This window comes from Chryseobacterium mulctrae (genome assembly GCF_006175945.1).
GTDB lineage: Bacteria > Bacteroidota > Bacteroidia > Flavobacteriales > Weeksellaceae > Chryseobacterium > Chryseobacterium mulctrae.
In genome coordinates this window covers 3,875,848-3,891,536 of sequence record NZ_VAJL01000001.1, presented here as the reverse complement: position 1 = coordinate 3,891,536, position 15,689 = coordinate 3,875,848, and the positions used below count along the sequence as shown (strand labels likewise).

Annotated in this window: 11 protein-coding genes; 1 reads left to right on the top strand and 10 read right to left on the bottom strand. The window is 34.0% G+C overall.

Annotation, left to right across the window (positions count from 1 at the left end):
* Nucleotides 1-34 precede the first annotated feature (34 nt).
* Complete coding sequence (locus tag FDY99_RS18035; RefSeq protein WP_139423149.1) at nt 35-463, bottom strand: HYC_CC_PP family protein; 429 nt, start codon at nt 461-463, stop codon at nt 35-37.
* A gap of 1,067 nt (nt 464-1,530) precedes the next feature.
* On the opposite strand from FDY99_RS18035, the gene FDY99_RS18025 reads away from it, so the two are divergent.
* On the top strand, nt 1,531-1,896 hold the full coding sequence (locus FDY99_RS18025) for a helix-turn-helix domain-containing protein (RefSeq protein WP_139423148.1): 366 nt from the start codon (nt 1,531-1,533) through the stop codon (nt 1,894-1,896).
* A 53-nt stretch (nt 1,897-1,949) separates the two neighbouring features.
* Here FDY99_RS18025 and FDY99_RS18020 read toward each other — a convergent pair whose 3' ends face one another.
* The 9 genes from FDY99_RS18020 to FDY99_RS17980 form a co-directional block, all read right to left on the bottom strand.
* A complete protein-coding gene (locus tag FDY99_RS18020) occupies nt 1,950-2,363 on the bottom strand; it encodes a hypothetical protein (RefSeq protein WP_139423147.1) in 414 nt (137 codons plus the stop codon).
* A gap of 10 nt (nt 2,364-2,373) precedes the next feature.
* Complete coding sequence (locus FDY99_RS18015) at nt 2,374-5,904, bottom strand: DUF6443 domain-containing protein (RefSeq protein ID WP_139423146.1); 3,531 nt, start codon at nt 5,902-5,904, stop codon at nt 2,374-2,376.
* Nucleotides 5,905-5,913: 9 nt separating this feature from the next.
* On the bottom strand, nt 5,914-8,919 hold the full coding sequence (locus tag FDY99_RS18010) for a hypothetical protein (protein WP_139423145.1): 3,006 nt from the start codon (nt 8,917-8,919) through the stop codon (nt 5,914-5,916).
* Nucleotides 8,920-8,923: 4 nt separating this feature from the next.
* A complete protein-coding gene (locus FDY99_RS18005) occupies nt 8,924-10,522 on the bottom strand; it encodes a T9SS type A sorting domain-containing protein (RefSeq protein ID WP_139423144.1) in 1,599 nt (532 codons plus the stop codon).
* A gap of 314 nt (nt 10,523-10,836) precedes the next feature.
* Nucleotides 10,837-12,102, bottom strand: a complete 1,266-nt coding sequence (gene bioA / locus FDY99_RS18000; protein WP_139423143.1) for an adenosylmethionine--8-amino-7-oxononanoate transaminase — start codon at nt 12,100-12,102, stop codon at nt 10,837-10,839.
* 26 nt (nt 12,103-12,128) lie between these two features.
* Entirely contained in the window at nt 12,129-13,145 is a 1,017-nt protein-coding gene (bioB, locus tag FDY99_RS17995; protein WP_139423142.1) for a biotin synthase BioB, read from the bottom strand.
* Complete coding sequence (gene bioD / locus FDY99_RS17990; protein WP_139423141.1) at nt 13,142-13,795, bottom strand: dethiobiotin synthase; 654 nt, start codon at nt 13,793-13,795, stop codon at nt 13,142-13,144. The genes bioB and bioD overlap by 4 nt, the downstream gene beginning before the upstream one ends.
* 103 nt (nt 13,796-13,898) lie before the next feature.
* Complete coding sequence (locus tag FDY99_RS17985; protein WP_139423140.1) at nt 13,899-15,008, bottom strand: aminotransferase class I/II-fold pyridoxal phosphate-dependent enzyme; 1,110 nt, start codon at nt 15,006-15,008, stop codon at nt 13,899-13,901.
* Entirely contained in the window at nt 15,001-15,624 is a 624-nt protein-coding gene (locus FDY99_RS17980) for a hypothetical protein (protein ID WP_139423139.1), read from the bottom strand. The genes FDY99_RS17985 and FDY99_RS17980 overlap by 8 nt, the downstream gene beginning before the upstream one ends.
* Nucleotides 15,625-15,689: the final 65 nt, after the last annotated feature.

Here is a 15,689-nt window from a genome sequence, read left to right as displayed (position 1 = left end):
GTCGAAACTGCTTTATCAGATTTTTAGTCTAAAATCAAATTCTATAAACGCAATGTAAAATGTAAAGAGGATTGCCATGAATAGGGACTTTCGAAGAAGAATAAGTTGTGTTTTTTTCAGTTTTTAAAAGGATGGATTCGACGTCAAAAACCGCTCCCAACATTTTGTTCGGAATAGCATCACCCCAAAATTTTACCGAAAAATCAAAATTAAACTGCTTTTTAACGCTGTCATTTACTTTTACAAGCTTTGCTTCATTCTTGCAACAGTTCTTCTTTTTTTCTTTTAAATCTTTATCTTTCGCTGAACAAAGCGAACAAGGTTTGTCCTGATTTTGGTCCTGTGTATTGGAAAAACTATAAACTTTGCTTGCCATTCCTTTGCACAAATGTGCATATTGGGCAAAGCCTGAAGCCAATGCCAAATAAAACAGGGAAAGAAATATGACAAGTAGTTTTTTCATACTTTATAATCGTACAAATTTGAGCCAATTAATATGTTTCATTGTTATACTATTCTTTGTTTTATTTGTAATATTTACTGTTTTATGTCTCCAATTGTAAAAAAACATTTTTAGAAAATAGAACTATTGTAATTTTATAGGATTGATATATAAAATTTCACTTCGTTTAAAGGTTTACATTTCTATTTTAATTTCTTGAAATGATTTGAGGTAAGTCCAATAATTTTTTTGAATTGATTACTGAGTCAAGCAATACGGGAATACTTTATTAAGTTTCTAAATGTTGTAATATTCTTTTAAGTTATATTAAATATTTTCGTGCGGGGGTGAGGATTATTTATTCAAGCTTTAAAATCAAAAATATTGTTGCACTTTAGTTCTGTTTCCGTATACAAAACAGAACGTTATTATAACATAAAACCCACTGCGTTGCAGTGGGTTTTATGTTTATTTAGCCAGCTCAAAGTTGGGAGACTTTGCGTAGTGGGGTTATCTTACAGGTAAAGAAGATGTGCAAATTGATAAAAATATAAGTAGCCGTATTTTAGAGGTTTCAAAATTTGAACCTGAAGACCGCAATGATATTTTTTCTGTTATTGACGCTTTTATTGCAAAAAGAAAAATTCAAAGTATTTTATAATAACAAACCCCACCGAATTCCGGTGGGGTTATTTTTATCTGCTCAAAGTCGGGAGACTTTGCGTAGCGGGGTAAAGGTATGAAAACTATGAGGGAATTGGGTGTTTTGGGGGTGTGATTTTTATATTGAAGTGTGGTTTTTTTGTTATGAAGAAGGTTTTTATTGTATAGGAAGTCATATTTCTATATTCAAAAATAGAACGCTTTTTAATACAAAAGCCTCACATTTTGTGAGACTTGATTTGAATTATTAGCTCAAAGTCGGGAGACTTTGCGCAGCGGGGCGATTTTTTCAATCACAAATCTACAAATTAATTTCTTTTTTCGCATAATATAATTTTACATTTTCGCAAGTATTTTCTATTAACGCACTTTTAATTATATTTGACTACAATATTTAATTATTTATTGTAGTTAAATTCACAGCTATGAACACAGGAAGAATCATCAAAAAAATAAGAGAAGATAAAGGATTGATGCAGAAACTTCTTTCTGCACACTTAGAAATTGGCAACAGTAATTACAATAAGCTGGAAAACGGTCACAGAGATTTATCTGTAAATGAACTTCTAAAGCTTTCTAAATTTTTTAATCTTACCACAGACCAAATTCTGAACTACGAAAATATTATTCCTGAAGAAGTAACTATCGAAGATAAACCCGATTTTGAGAAGCTACATTTAATAAACCAATTGGACGAAGAAGACAGAAGTATGATTTTTAAAATGGTAGATAAAATGCTTACCACCAAAAAATTTAAAGACTTCTTTAATAAAAATGTAGCCGCTTTATAAAGACAAAAACCCTCGCAAAATTGCGAGGGTTTTTGTCTTTATAAATTCTTTAGTTATTCAATAGATTTTCCCTTATAATAAAAGTTCAAAATATTTAATACTACAAGACTAACTAAAAATAGTATTGAGGAACTTAAATATATACCTTGTTCGATAATTCCTTTAAATAAAATCATATTCTTAAGCCAAACAATCAATAAAAGTATTGAAGAATATAAAATATATTTAGAGTTCTTAATAAAAACTGTAAACATAAATATTACTATTGATAATAATATCTCCATATATATAATAAAAAAATTATTAGGATAATTACTAATATCAAAACTTATAGATTCTGATTTAAATATTTCTAAAATCAATCCATATAAAGGATATGCAGGAGAAAAATTATAAGCAATTTTAATACTTAAAAATCCTATTACTACCAATAGGGCTACGATAATAATTGTATATTTTTTTTTCATATCAACTAATTTATGAACCCGATCCAGTTCCTTTCTTTTCTTGATTTCCTGTTCGAACATTTGACTGAGGTGTAAAATTATTCCAATTAACATTTTGAAACCATTTTACTGGATTAACGCCTTGATCGGTTCGTTGAATTAAATGCTTTAAATAAGGAGCCATAGAATCATCAATATTATCGTGTTTTGTTCCAGGCATTGTTGTCTTTATAGAGTTTTGACCTTTAACAGTCTTTGAACCACCACCACCAGTAAACATATTGGGATCAGCACTTAAGCTAATAATATTCTGAACATTTGCACCTAAGCTTCTAGAATATGGACTTCCGCTAGTTGCAACGCCACCTCCTGCATTTACAGAGACAGGCTCCATTGTTAGAACTAAATTTATATTTTCTGTGGTAGAATTAGCAGCTTGAAGAACGTCTGTAGCCCCTAAACTGTGTCCTATCATTATTACCTTACCATCAGGATTTACACTTCTATAGTTTCCTATAGTTTCAGCCATATGAGTACCAGCTAAGCCACTATCGGTTCCTGTATAAGTTGCAACGGCTATATTGCTACTTAAATTGTTTTGAAGACTTGCCAAAGCTCCATCTGTTTGAAGATCCTTGGGAAGGTTAGAGTATAATGTATTTGTTCCACTACCAACACCATCTCCCTTTGGTCCATTGGCTCTTCCTAAACCTAAGACAACCAAAGTAGATTGATTCTTATTAAAATTATCGGCAGGAACGGCTTCTAATCCTTCTAGTTCTCTGTGAGACGTAACTTTATTTTCAGAAAAATTATAATGAGACTGATATGTATACTTTTCTGACAGCGGATCAACATTAAAGAATCTTCCCACATCGGGCATATAATTTCTCCACTTAAACGAGTAAAAACCAGTCTCCTGTAATTCTTGTCCTTGGTACTTGTAGTTGTAATTGGTATTTCCCGCCAAAGCATTATAACCTTCATGCTTCAACCCAAAAGGATAATAATTGTTTTCTTCAAGAACTTCTATGCTGCTGCCATTGTGAAAATAACTTAACCTTGTATTTCCCAAATGATCGCTGTAATTGTAAATATACTTATTTTTTACATAATCAAAATAGCCTTCTGATGTTGGTACAAACTGTAAAGTTGGAGAAGGTTCAGGACATCCAATACATGTGAGCGAGAACCCTTCTAGTAAGTACTGAAAACCATCGAGATAATCTGTTACTTTCTGGCTATATTTTATTGTCCCAAAATCACCAATCTTTTTGTAGGAGTATGTTTTCTTTAATTTTGCACCATCAGCTCTATATATATACCCAGATCCTTTTGGGAATGGCAGTGCTTCATCTCCAATATAGGTGGGTAAATTCAGAAAGTTGTAGGTAATCTTCTGAATACCTTTATCCAAATGCTTAATCATATTTCCATTGGAATCATAAGTAATAACATTCTGTAAAGCATTGTACCCTGAATAGTTATTCACGACACCTGCAGGAAGTGTTATTTTATCCAAACGGTTGCCTGTATAATTGTAAATCAAATCATCAATTTTCTCGGCAATGGTCCCTGAATAAGGTTGTGAAAATCTTTTTAAAGTAGCAATATTTCCATTGAGGTCATAGGTAAGCTGCTCGTTATAATAATCATTGCTGATAAGTGATGATCCGGGTTCTGAGTAGATTCCTTGTTGGAGTCTGTTTAGTCCGTCATAAGTGTAAGAATATCTACGTTTGTTATCATTAGGATTTGTTGATGTTTTCCAGTCAATCTCCGCAATATTACCATTGAATCTACCTGTTGAAAGATTTGTATTTTCTGGATTGGTATATTTTATTGCATATCCGAAAAGGTCTCCATTATTTAAGTCATTCGGATTATTAATCTGCGTCATCCAACCTCTGATGTTATAAGCATAATCTACCTGCTGCAAAGGTATGTTTGAACTTGTTCCGCCAACCTTTTTATACTCTAACTGAGAAAGTTCATTGTATTTATTCTGAGTAAGATATTCCACAGCATTATTATCAACCTGATGGGTATGGGTTAATAATCTGTTTTGATGATCGTAAGTGAAATTTTCTGTAATCACTCTTTCGGTATCACCATCCAGTCTTTTATGTCGGGTTACTGCCATCTTGGGAGTTCCTGAAAAATCAAGCTCAGATTCCGTTTTCGTGTAGCCTCCCAAATGATTGATAGAATGACTTCCGATCGCTCTTCCTTTTATATCATACCAAGTGTAATTCTTTGTCCACTCATCATCTTCAATGTTTTTCACATAAGATGCAACTGGTAAACTTTTGGTACTGATATTTAAACTTGAATCATCCGTCAACAATGGTAGATTAGTCACTGTAGGAGTAAATGATGGTGTATATGGAGGATAGGTATCATAATAATTAACTGAGAGTATACTTTCTATATTTTGAGGATATGCAGTATTACCATAGGGTATCTGCATACCGCTTTGAGTATATGTTCCCGCCGTTTCTGTATTAATTCCGTAGGTATTCGTAATCCAGGTCTGCACAGCATTTCTGTCGCCATTATCAATCGAGATTCCCGTATATACAACCCTGCCAAACTTATCATACTTAGTGAACAGCCATTTGTGTGATGGACTCATAACTGCATCTTGTGTTGCTACCAATCGGTCTGCTTTATCATACACCATATATTCCCAGCCTTTTCCAGGAAGTTTTTTTTCTGCCAATCTGTTTCGGCTGTCATATCGGTACTCGTAGCATAGATGACTTAAAACATCCGAATACATTTCTTCACCGTCTGCAAAACCTTGATCTTCCAAATCTCTTATAGCCTTTGGCGGAACTACACATGTAAGCTGATTGTACTCATTGTAAACATAGTAAGTATCTGCGTTTTCAGTAGCACTCAGTACCTTTCTCACAAGAAGTACCTGACCTTGACCGTTTTTGAATTCAATGGTTTTGTTTCCATCTTCATCCGTAACCGTATTTTTATAGAGTTGAGCAGTACCATAAGTTCCACCATTAAAAGCAATTGACTTAGTTGCATTGTTCTCCCAAGTTGTTGCAGTGGTAAACTTCATTACTTCCCCAGCAATATTGGCGTCATAATTGAATTTTACAGGCTTATCATTCCATGCTGTACCAACCTGTTTTTGTTCTAAAACCCTGTCTAAAGGGGAGTTTTCAAAGACTTTCTCTGCATAGATTTTTTCTGAGCCATAAGGTGTATTAGGAGCATTAGCTAAAGGGTTGGTTACGATAGCTCCATTAGCTGTTCCATTTTGCGGAACAGGGAGGTAATCCAAAGCCTGTCTCCCAAATCCATCATATGTGATATGAGAGACTAAGTCTCTCTGCAGCGGAGATGCTTTGATATTGACAGTCTGTTTAGGTCTACCTAAACCATCGAAATACTGAACGGTTTCAGAGGTTTTAGTAGACTGATTATTTGCATCATAGTCAAGATATGTTTTTGAATAAACATAATTCTCTGTTGGGCTTAATTGTGCATGTGTTGAGCCACATAAAAATAAAGCTCCTATAGGGATGAGTATTTTTTTCATATTGGTGTTTTAGTGTTTGTAGTTGTACTTGAATTCTTTTAACAGTTTGCCATTAATATCTTTGATACTTTCTAACCTGTTGGCAGAATCGTATTTATAAATCTCTCTGATTCCTGAAGGCGGAGTAATGCTTGTTACTCCAATCAATGGATCATACGTATAAGTAGATATTTGCGCATTTTGTAATGCCGACTCTTTTCTGAAAATATCTAATTTACCTATTAAAGTCTGCTCAGTACCCGCATCAATATCACCATTTGAAGCCGAAATAATATCTGCTGCCAATGCGCTTGCTACAGAATATGATACACCTGTTACTTTTGCGATGGGCTGGGTAGAATTGTAACCCCAGATAATCGATGTTACAACACCGTCTTTTGTTGTGTACTGCAAAATATTGCCTTTAGAGTCGTATTGATCATAAGTAACTTCCGTAGAAGAAACTGTAGGATTTTGAAGATCATAAGACAGTACTGCAGTAGGTAATACCAAATTTCCTGTTTGAGCTGTAGGTATCGAAGAAGGATATATTGTTTCAACCTTTGAATTTGTTTTTCCGTTTGATTTTATTTCTTCAATCAAAGGAATTCCTACCATATGAGCATTTAGCATCAGTTGATTATTATTGTTCCAGGCATAGCCATAGTTTGTTGTATCTATATTACCGGAACTTGTAATCGTTTTTTGCGTAGGAACGTTATATGTATAGTTGTAATCAATATTCTCAATAGTTTCTATATTATCATACACCGTCTTCTTCTGACTTAAAAAACTGGTATTGAAATTGACCAAAAATGCATCTAATAAAGCTCCGTAAGAAACACCGCCTACTTGCGTGTACGGTCCTGCTGATTGCGTTTGCCCAAATTGTTTTGAGTTAAAAGTATAAGCTTTCAGATAATCTGTCTGTTTAGTATAGGTATAATTGATTTCTGAAATTTTATTAGTATTTGAATAGACAATTTCTTTTAAAGGCTTACCTCTCATTAATGAAAATGACAGATATGGAAGTTGTTTAAATAATGGAGCAACAACCCATCCATAATATCTGTTTCCTGATTTGTCCTTATAATCAGCTTGATCTATATTTGTGAAGTAGGTTTCTTTTTTACCTCCATTGTCATCAACTTCAGTAATTTTACTATATAATATTGAGTTGTCTTCACTATTTAATGACTGATAAGAATTATAATTAAATTCCCAAAAGCTTAAATTGTATGCCGGATCACTACCCTCCAAGAGATAAACCGGTTTATATGGAAGAATGCCACTGGAACTTACCCCATCATCATTTAAATAAGAATATGTTTTGTTAATACAGTTATTATTTTCATTGCAAGACTTGATTTTTTTTATCCTTAATCCCCCTGCAAATTGATTTGATCCCGTAGGTATTATTTTCAAATAAGTTTCATTAACATCTTTATCTCCATATTTTGAATAATCATTTAGCTCGTATTCAAACGTTGTGTTACCTCCAGTAGGATAGGTTATTTTTTCGAGGGTCTGAGCCTTTGTTAAGTTAAGATTAGGAAGTTTATAATTGGGATACGTATTTAAAAGTATATTTTTCATTTGATCCTGCGGTACATTTAAATTAATACCCGAATCAAAAAAACTCGTTCCATTATAATATCCCCAATGGTCCGTTGCATCAGAAATGTGTTTTGGTAGTTTCTGGGAATTATATTGAAAACTGTAATTTTCAATGTTATTAATAGAAACGTTATTGAGTAAAAGCCTATCTGTAGGATCATTATTATAATTAAATACTATATTTTTAATAATCCTCCCTGCCTTATCAGTAATATTAATATTATCTAATTTATACCAATGCTTATGCATATAATAGCTTGATATATGATGAGTATAAGGTGGTGACCATTGATTGGTAGGGACATCAAACTGCTCATATTCCTTTTGATTTGCTAATGACCGCGTAAGATTAATTACAAAATCTTCCCCCTCTACCTTTTTCAGAAAGACATTATTTAGCCGATTAGATTGCAGTGCAGATAAACTTCCTGACGAAGCAGAATTACCTACATCTCCTGAGGTTAAGCCCTGTGTATAATACGACCTGTTTCCAGATCTGTTTGAGACAAAAACACTTCTATCGTCTCTCTCATAGGTAAACTTAATCTTCTTTCCACTAGGGTAAATAATTTCATTAACATTCCATGATGAAGGAACTATATGGGAATTGTAGGCTACATCTACAGTACTTGGAGTTGATGAAAACTCCACTGCTTTATCATCTAGTCCAAAAATGTATTTTGTTCCATCATCTGTACTAATTATAAATCCATACAACGTTCTTTTTAGCGTGTGTGTTTTATTTCCTGCGTAGCTTGATCCTAAAATAGTTTTTTCAGCTAATACAAAATCAAATTTATATTGATGATCAATTTTTAATGTTCTTCCATCACGGGTTCTACCAATCCATTTACCTTTTTCATTCATATAAAAACTTCCTGTAAGTCCACCGATGTTAATGATAAACTCATCAGGATCCGGCACTGAGTTAGGTTCTGCCTGTAGGATAAATTGTAAGTTAGAATTATAATAACTTTGCAGGGCCGGAAGACTGTCCCAATTGGGATTGTCTAAAGTACTATAGTTATCCAAATAAGAATATCTGTTGTTTGGAGTTACTCCACTTACATATACTTCATCAACCCCACTGTTTACAATTCGGGTAACTGAGCCTCCAATTTCCAGATTCCAGCCTAAACCTACCCACGTTGGAATAGTTGATGGTTTTACTGATTTTACATTATAGCTTAGAGAAGCACTAAAGTTGTTGGTATTAAATAAGGGGATATCAATTACAGGAACTCCTTTATACATATTAACAGGATATTTCCCTGCAATGGCAAATGGTGTTGCATTAGGGCTTTGGGGGAAAAAATTTCCGCCAAAGGTCTCAAAGTTTTGGATTCCCTGTGCATTGAAGCTTCCTACAGAAATTCCCATCGCTATAACCCATAAAGCTTTATTAATATTTTTTCTCATCTTGTTATTTCTTAATCAATTTAGCATTCGCAGTTTTTTCAGTATCGGTTTTTATTACAATCAGATACGCTCCCTGAATCAAATTCTGCGTATTAATTTTAGTTACTTTATTCTTTGTTTTTAAGCTCTGAAGCTGTCTTCCGCCCATATCATAAAGAATAATATCTGCTTCTTTGAATTCAAATCCGATTTCGACATAACAATAATCTGAAACAGGATTCGGATAGATCTTCATATTCTGTTTCTCGATCAGTTGGTCAATCTGTTGATCTCCAAGCTTTACTATCTTCCAATTCTCTTTACCTAATTCTTCAGCACTTGTTCCTGCCAAAACAATTGAACCGTCTTTATTCATTCTCAGGTCAGAAAGCCTTTCCTCTTTCTTTCTAGATTCACCTTTTACGTGCTTTCGCCACTGTTCATTCCCGTCATTGTCGATATAAAGCATCCAGAATGTCTCATCATCTGCTTCAATTCTTCCTTCAGCCTGAGTGTAACCTCCGAGTAAAACTCCTTTAGAGTTCTTCCCATCTCCTGTGCTTATTACATTCATTCCCATCAGAATATCTCGGTTCTTAAAGTTGTAAGATTTCTGCCACTGTTCTTCACCTTTTGTATTTAAAGAGATCAACCAGACATCTGTTCCTTCTTCAATGCCAACGGTTTTGTTTCCTGATTTTTCAGATCTTGATTCTCCGCCAATAATATATCCCGAAGAAGTAAAAGCCATGGTTCTCAAATGATCATCGCCTTTACCTCCGAAATTCTTTTCCCATTCTACTTTGTTGTCTTTGCTTAGTTTGATGACCCAATAATCACCTTCTCCAAAGTTTTCTGTAGTTTTTGCAGTAAATTGTGTAGTAACAGAGTTTTCTTTATCATCACTTTTTACTGTTTTATTTCCTGTTGTTGAATTACTTCTCGAGTAAATACCCAATAAAGCGCCTCCGTCAGGTGTAGGAATCATTTTTTCTACTTCATCCAGACCTCTTCCGCCTACAATTAATTCTGAAAGTACTTTTCCGTTTTTATCAAGTCTTGTTACCGTTACATCTTTCGATCCGAACCCGTTGGCTGTATTCTGAATATTTCCAGCCACCATAAAACCAAAGTCTGCGGTTTGAATCACTGATCTTGCTTCTTCATCCTGAGCTGTTCCCAAAGTTTTCTGCCACAGCTCATCCCCGAATTCGTTAATTCTGATCAGCCAGATATCCGATCCTCCTTTAGAAGCATCTTTTTTATCTAAACCTTTTCCTGAATAAGAAGTTCCCGCCAGAAGAAAACCGCCTTCTTGGGTAGCAACCGTTGCCGATAAAAAGTCATGATTCTGTCCTGAGAAATACTTTTCCCAGACTTCTTCTCCTTGTTGATTAAGTTTTATGAGATGAAAATCGTAACCGTTGTTTTGTTTGTTTTCGGAAGTGATTTTTTTAGATTGAATCGAGCTTCCTGTAATAAGATATTGCTGATCCACTGTTGTGGTGACTTGTGAGAGAAAATCCTGTGTAGAGGATTTAATATCTTTCTGCCATACCACATTCTGAGCATAAGATACAGCAGTTGTGCATACTAGAAATGCACTCATGTAGAGCTTTTTCATGATTTGTTTTTTTTAATTATTACTTTTTTGCTAATTTAACTTTTTTTAACAAATATCACAATTATTGGATAAATTTTGATAAATATGTTATTCTTACAAAAGTAAATGAGCATTACGACAAAACTTGACGTATTTTTTTTTCCAATTTTCCCGATTAAAGTGTTTAGATTGGGTTTGAGTGTGATAAGAGTTAGATAATATTTAATATAAAATTATAGTATATAATGGTACTATGTAACAGATTCCTTGTCAACCTCTGTTAAAAGGTATTTACAGAGATAAAAAAATAAGCCTCAACCAATACAGTCAAGGTTCTAAAAATAATTTAGTACTTCTAAAATATTCTCATAAATAAAATTTAATTCTTCTGCACTGATACAATAAGGCGGAACTAAATACATCACATTTCCTAACGGACGCATAACAATTCCCCTCGACAGAAATTCATCATACACTTTTTTTCCTATCTCATTAAAATAAGAAGTTTTATGATCATTTTTAATTTCCCAGGCTAAAATAGTCCCGGTTTGTCGTACGTTTTCAACTTTCGGATGTTCTTTTACAACTTTTGAAAAACTAAAATGTTGCCCCGAAATTCGCTGAATATTTTGTTGAGTTTCGTCATTTAATAAAAGCTCCATACTTGCCAAAGCTGCAGTACAAGCTAACGGATTTGCTGTAAAAGAATGCCCGTGAAACAACGTTTTATATTTATCATCAGACAAAAAAGCATTGTAAATCTCATTTGAACAAGTTGTAATTCCCATAGGCATCGTTCCGCCCGTCAAACCTTTAGAAAAACACATAATATCTGGCTTTTCTGAAAGATAATTAGCTGCAAACAATTTCCCTGTTCTTCCAAAGCCGGTAAAAACCTCATCTTGAATCATTAGAATTTCCTTTGATCTGCAAAATTTCATCAATTCATTCAGATCTTCAGCATTGTACATCAGCATTCCTGCAGCTCCCTGAATGAGGGGTTCGTAAATAAAGCAAACGACTTCATCCTGATACGTTGAAATTTGGGCTTTGAGATCTTCAATATTTTCAGAAGTAGGAGTATCAATAAAAATGACTTCAAATAACATTTCTCCGAAAGGTTTCGTCCAAACACTTCTTCCGCTCACCGACATTGCCCCGAAAGTATCGCCGTGATAAGCGTTTTTAAATGCTAAAATTTTTGTCTTTTCTTTTCCCTGGTTGTAAGCATGCTGAATACACATTTTCAAAGCAACTTCCACAGCGGTCGATCCGTTATCAGAATAGAAAACTTTCTGCTGATTTTGAGGAAGAAGTTTTAGTAAATTTTCAGAAAGCTCAATCGCCGGTTCATGGGTAAAACCCGCAAAAATAACCTGCTCTAAAGTATTTAACTGTTCAGAAACTCGTTGTGCAATGTAAGGATGCGCATGACCGTGAAGCGTCACCCACCATGAAGAAACGGCGTCAATGTATTTATTTCCTTTATCATCAAAAAGGTAAACTCCTTTTCCTTTAACGATCGGAATAGCATCATCTGCAGTTTTCATTTGCGTATAAGGATGCCAATTGACAGCCTTGTCTCGCTCTTGTAAATTCATAAATTTTAGAAATTAGAGATTAGAAACTAGAAGTTAGCCTTCCAGGTTTCAAATTGATCCATTACTTTTTCAGATTGTCTTTTCATCGGTTTCAATCCTAAAGTCTGCAGCATTTGCATATCTTCAGAAACTCCCGGATTTGGTGTTACCAACAAAGTTTCTCTTTCCCCTGTAAAAATTGAGTTTGCTCCTGCCATAAAACACCAACCTTGTTCGAATTCCGTCATTTCAATTCTTCCCGCGCTCAGACGAACCATCGATGAAGGCATTACAATTCTTGCGGTAGCAATCATTCTTACCATTTCCCAAGTGTCAGTTTTTTCATTATTTTCAAGAGGTGTTCCTGCAACTCTTGCCAAAGCATTAATTGGAACAGACTCGGGATGTTTTGGCATCGTTGATAATGTCAACAACATTGAAATTCTGTCTGCATGTGTTTCCCCCAAACCGATAATTCCGCCTGAACAAACTGTAATTCCAGCTTTTCTCACGTTGTTGATGGTATTAATTCTATTATCAAAAGTTCTTGTGGAAATAATTTCTTCATAATATTGCTCTGAAGTGTCCAAATTGTGATTATAAGCATACAAACCAGCTTGCTCAAGACGAACAGCCTGTTCTTCTGTCAACATTCCGAGGGTACAACAAACCTCCAATCCAAGTTCATTTACACCTTTCACCATATCAATTACGCGATCAAAATCACGGTTGTTTCGTACTTCTCGCCAAGCTGCAGCCATACAGAAACGAGAAGAGCCGTTGTCTTTTGCTTTTTGAGCATGTTCGATTACTTTTTCAGTTGGCAATAATGCCTGAACTTTAATATTGGTGTGATAACGTGCAGCCTGTCCGCAATACGAACAATCTTCTACGCAACCGCCTGTTTTTATTGATAAAAGAGTTGACATTTGTACCTCTTCCGGATTGTGCCATTCTCTGTGAACGGTTGCTGCTTTATAAATCAATTCAAGAAGAGGAAGATTGTAGATTTCTTCAATTTCTTTTTTTGTCCAATCATTTCTCAATTTTGTTTTATCTATCATATTTTTTCTAATTGTTTTGTAATACGTTCTATATTTTCTTTTGTTATTTTTTCTATGTCAGGAATTCTTATAATTTTAATTTCCTTTTGAATATTTTTACAGATTATTCTTTCTGTATCTTCTGGGAACCCTCCATTTAAAATCAAATATTCCAACTTGATATTTTTTTGTTCTAAAGTCATCAGTGATAATAAAGTATGATTGATGCATCCTAAATAATTCCTCACAACCAAAGCAACGGGAAGGTTTAGTTTTTCAATTACATCAATAATGAATTCATCATCAGAAATTGGAACCATCAATCCTCCTGCTCCTTCTACAATTAAATTATTTTGAGTTTCAGGAAGTTTAAAATCATTACTGTTAATTAAAATTCCTTCTTCCAAAGCCGACTGATGAGGTGACGCCGCAAGTTGTAATCTATATGTTTCAGGGTAAATGACCACATTTTCACCGACCCATTCTTTAATTTTCATACTGTCTGAAAAATGTAAATCTCCAGACTGAATGGGTTTCCAGTAGTCGGCTTTAAAATATTTTGTGAGTATTGATGAACAAACAGTTTTTCCGACTTCGGTTCCGATGCCTGTAACGAAAAGTTTTTTTTGTTGTAAGTTTTGTATTTCTAATTTTTCTTTTTTTGTATCCATATTTTATCCCTCTGATTGACCATTCCGCTGAAATCTCAACTATTAAAAATAAATTCTTTGCTTAGATTCCTTCGGAATGACAAAAATGATGTTGTTTTTCACATTAAATAAACCCCTTAATAATTGTAGTCAAACCAATAATTTCCTCTTCTGTGTTGAAGCTGTGAAGGCAGATTCTCAGTCTTTCTGTTCCCTGTTTTACAGTTGGACTAAAAACAGCATAGGTTAAAAATCCCTCATTCAATAAAGTTTCCTGTAAATCTTTCAAACAGTGATTATCCGATATTAAAACTGCCTGAATCGGACTGTTTTCTGAAGACGGAGTTCTTATATTTTGCTGATGAAAAACTTTGATGTTTTGCTGTAAACTGCAAGATGGATTTTTGTTTGTTTTTAAAAATTCATACCCAGTTCTTATACTTCTCCATTGAATATCCTGAGCTGCAGTTGTGTAAATAAATGATGATGCAAAATTCACAAGATAAGATTTGATAACCTCATCACATAAAATTGCTGCACCATGTGAACCAAGCGCTTTTCCGTAAGTAATTACCGTTGCCAAAACCATTGTTTGCAATTGATATTTTTCAATCAAACCATATCCGAAAACACCAAAAGCATGAGCTTCATCTATAATCAAAAAAGCTTTGTATTTTTTAGCAACTTCTGCAATTTCACGAATTGGCGCAAAATCTCCATCCATTGAGTACAGACTCTCTATTGCAACGTAACAATTTCCTTTTTGTCTTTTTAAAACCTGTTCTAAATCACCAATATCATTATGCTTAAATTTCAATTTTTTAGCATGCGACATTTTACAGGCATCATGTACGGATCGGTGGATTTTTTCATCAACAATAATTGTATCATGACGGTTCGGAAGCGTAGAAAATAAAGCTAAATTGGCATTGTATCCGGAAGAAAAAAGCAATGAAGATGAACTTTTATGTTCTTTAGAAATAAATTTTTCTGTTTCGATGACTTCCTTACTGTTTCCGCTAATCAATCTCGAACCGGTACTTCCTGAAAGCAAATGAGGATTCTCATTAATCTGTTTTAACAATAAATTTTGTAACTCTTCATTTCTTGCCAATCCCAAATAATCGTTAGAATAAAAATCGATACCTTCAGATTTGGGTTTTAATATTCTTAAGGTTTGATCTTCTTTTCTTTTATCCAGAGCTTCCTGAAAATAACGAAGACGATTAAGCATAATCAGGTTTCATCACTTCCTCAGTTATTGCATTAACCCAATGAATATGTAAATCTTTTTCAATTTCTATAATTTTTTCTGCGTGTGGTTTCCAGTTCTCAGAAAATTTATCCAATTGATGGATCATTTCTTCCAAATGCCCTTCTTCTTCCAGTATAATAGATTTCACCATTACTTTTGAATTGGTTTTGGTAAGAACTTCCTGATATACAGGATATAATTCATCGGCACGAACTTCAATTGCATACGTCACGAAAAGATAAGCCGCATATTTTAGTTCTTCTTTTGTTAAATCGAAATGAGCATGAAGATATTTACACGCTTTCACATCCAAAGCGTGAAGATATTGTCCTGTTGCAATCGGTGCTAAAAGCTCGTTACTTTCATAAGTTTTACACCATTCTGCATTGATTTTCCCAATCTGTTTTTTGAGGTAATACGCATGACGATGCTCTTCACATGCATGTTTAAGTTGAATTAAATTTACGTTTGTAGGATGTTCGCAAGCAGAAATTTTTCTCGCTCCCGCATTCTCCATAAAAGACAGCGTATTGAGCCATTTTGAATGAGCTTTATTATCGCTTACGATCTTATCAATAAGATTATAAAATTCCATTTGTTTTTATTTTGTTTCAAAAGTAGTATATTACCGGATGGTTAGATAGTGCCAGTTTTAATATC

Excerpts from the sequence above, each read along its gene's own strand:
- FDY99_RS18035 (WP_139423149.1), bottom strand. The coding sequence starts at position 463 with ATGAAAAAACTACTTGTCATATTTCTTTCCCTGTTTTATTTGGCATTG.
- FDY99_RS18025 (WP_139423148.1), top strand. The coding sequence starts at position 1,531 with ATGAACACAGGAAGAATCATCAAAAAAATAAGAGAAGATAAAGGATTG.
- FDY99_RS18020 (WP_139423147.1), bottom strand. The coding sequence starts at position 2,363 with ATGAAAAAAAAATATACAATTATTATCGTAGCCCTATTGGTAGTAATA.
- FDY99_RS18015 (WP_139423146.1), bottom strand. The coding sequence starts at position 5,904 with ATGAAAAAAATACTCATCCCTATAGGAGCTTTATTTTTATGTGGCTCA.
- FDY99_RS18010 (WP_139423145.1), bottom strand. The coding sequence starts at position 8,919 with ATGAGAAAAAATATTAATAAAGCTTTATGGGTTATAGCGATGGGAATT.
- FDY99_RS18005 (WP_139423144.1), bottom strand. The coding sequence starts at position 10,522 with ATGAAAAAGCTCTACATGAGTGCATTTCTAGTATGCACAACTGCTGTA.
- bioA (WP_139423143.1), bottom strand. The coding sequence starts at position 12,102 with ATGAATTTACAAGAGCGAGACAAGGCTGTCAATTGGCATCCTTATACG.
- bioB (WP_139423142.1), bottom strand. The coding sequence starts at position 13,145 with ATGATAGATAAAACAAAATTGAGAAATGATTGGACAAAAAAAGAAATT.
- bioD (WP_139423141.1), bottom strand. The coding sequence starts at position 13,795 with ATGGATACAAAAAAAGAAAAATTAGAAATACAAAACTTACAACAAAAA.
- FDY99_RS17985 (WP_139423140.1), bottom strand. The coding sequence starts at position 15,008 with ATGCTTAATCGTCTTCGTTATTTTCAGGAAGCTCTGGATAAAAGAAAA.
- FDY99_RS17980 (WP_139423139.1), bottom strand. The coding sequence starts at position 15,624 with ATGGAATTTTATAATCTTATTGATAAGATCGTAAGCGATAATAAAGCT.